This is a genomic window from Streptomyces cahuitamycinicus (genome assembly GCF_002891435.1).
Lineage (GTDB): Bacteria > Actinomycetota > Actinomycetes > Streptomycetales > Streptomycetaceae > Streptomyces > Streptomyces cahuitamycinicus.
The window spans coordinates 1-2,152 of record NZ_POUC01000747.1; the positions used below are offsets into that span (position 1 = coordinate 1).

General features: G+C 74.1%; 2 protein-coding genes. Both read right to left on the minus strand.

The window, feature by feature from the left end; translation table 11 throughout:
• Positions 1–79 precede the first annotated feature (79 nt).
• Positions 80–1,174, minus strand: a complete 1,095-nt coding sequence (locus tag C1J00_RS42380) for a DUF5925 domain-containing protein (RefSeq protein WP_102914113.1) — start codon at positions 1,172–1,174, stop codon at positions 80–82.
• Positions 1,175–1,249: 75 nt separating this feature from the next.
• Positions 1,250–2,050, minus strand: coding sequence for a polysaccharide deacetylase family protein (locus tag C1J00_RS42385; RefSeq protein WP_180989905.1), 801 nt, complete (start codon positions 2,048–2,050; stop codon positions 1,250–1,252).
• Between the last annotated feature and the right edge of the window lie 102 nt (positions 2,051–2,152).

Below are 2,152 nucleotides of genomic sequence, written 5' to 3' on the forward strand. Positions count from 1 at the left end.
CCGCTGGACGACCCCCGCCACGGGCCCTGGCGGGAGGCCCCGCCACGAGCCCCGCTGGATGACCCGTGGGATGGCCCCGCTAGAGATACAGCCCCGCGTCGACGCCCCCGCGCGGCTCCGGGAGGGCGGTCGGGGAGGTGCCCCGGCGCAGTGCGTACAGCTCGGCCAGCGTCGCGCCCTCGCGGCCGATGCCGTCCTCCCCGCCCAGCCAGTTCGCCGCCTCGGAGCGGGTCAGCGGACCGACCTCGATCCGGGCGAGGCAACGGCCCGGGCGGACCACGGCCGGGTGCAGCCGCTCCAGGTCCTCGTTGGTCGTGACCCCGACCAGGACATTGCGGCCCTGGCCGAGCAGTCCGTCCGTCAGGTTCAGCAGCCTCGACAGGGCCTGGCCCGCCGTGTGCTTGGCCTCGCCGCGGATCAGCTCGTCGCAGTCCTCCAGGAGCAGCAGCCGCCAGCGGCCCTTGCCCGTCGCGTCCTCCTCGCCGATGGCGATGTCCATGAGGTAGCCGACGTCGGAGAAGAGCCGCTCGGGGTCCAGGACGCAGTCGACCTGGCACCAGTCGCGCCAGGAACGGGCCAGTGTCCGCAGCGCCGACGTCTTGCCGGTGCCCGGCGGGCCGTGGAGCAGCAGGAGACGGCCTGCGATGTCCTCCGGGGTCGTCTTCATCAGGCGGTCCATCGCGTCCGCCACCGGCGCGGTGTAGTTGGGCCGGACCTCCTCCCAGGTGCCCGCCGCGATCTGGCGGGTGGTGCGGTGCGGGCCGCGGCGCGGGGAGACGTACCAGAAGCCCATCGTGACGTTCTCCGGCAGTGGTTCGGGCTCGTCCGCCGCGCCGTCCGTGGCCTGGTCGAGGACCTTCTTCGCGAGCTCCTCGCTGGTCGCCGTCACCGTGACGTCGGCGCCGCGGTTCCAGCGGGAGACCAGCAGCGTCCAGCCGTCGCCCTCGGCGAGCGTCGCGCTGCGGTCGTCGTCCCGGGCGACGCGCAGCACCCGGGCGCCGGACGGCATCAGCGTCGCCCCGGACCGCACGCGGTCGATGTTCACCGCGTGGGAGTACGGCTGCTCGCCCGTCGCGAAGCGGCCGAGGAACAGCGCGTCGACGACGTCGGACGGGGAGTCGGAGTCGTCGACGTTGAGCCGGATCGGCAGTGCCTCGTGCGGGTTTGCAGACATGCCGCCATGATCCGGCACGGGGACGCCGCGTGCACCCGGTTTCCAGGTGCGCGCGGCATGTTGACCCTGTGCAGGTCAGCCCATGGAGCGGGAGGCCAGCCGGTGGGCCTGCCGAACCCTGCGGACGACGGCGTACCCCTTGGTCAGGGCACGGTCCCCGGCGAACGTACGGGCGATCGCGCGGGCCTCGACGACCCGTTCGAACTCCTCGATGCCCGTGCTGCGGCGCACCGTCACCCGCCGCAGCGCGTACGGCCCCTGCGCGCGCCGCGCGAGCCCGTTGCCGACGGCGAGGGCCTGGGCGTAGCCCGTCTCGCGCACCGCCTGCCGGACCCGGCGGCTGGAGTAGCCGTAGGGGTAGGCGAACGAGGCCGGGACGGTGCCCAGCTGGTCCGAGACGACCTCCTTGCAGTGGATCAGCTCGAAGCGCAGCGTGGCGTCGGAGACCTGGTCGAGCTGCGGGTGAGTGTGGCTGTGCCCGCCGATCTCCACGCCCCCCGCCGCCAGTTCGCGGACCTGGTCCCAGTCCAGCATGGTGTCCAGGCCGCCCCCGGTGTCGTACGGCCCTCTGAGCCACCCGGTCGAGACGAACAGGGTGGCCGGGAAGCCGTGCTTGGCGAGCGCGGGGAGGGCGTGCCGGTGCACGCCCTCGTAGCCGTCGTCGAAGGTGATGAGGACCGGCCGCTCGGGCAGCGGCCGGCCGGAGCGCCAGCACGCGGCCAGTCGGGCCGTGGTGACGGGCGTGAGGCCCCGGTCGGCGAGCACCGCCATCTGCTCGGCGAAGGCCTCCGGGGTCACCGACAGGGCGCGGGTCGCGTCGTTCGGGTCGGTCGCGACCGCGTGGTACATGAGGATCGGTACGCGGGCGTCACTCACGGGCCGCCACCTCCACCTGCGGCACCCGGAACGTGGTTCCGCCCCGGCGCGCCCGGACGCTGCCGACGACGTAACCGCCCGCCGCCGTCAGCACCCCGGCCA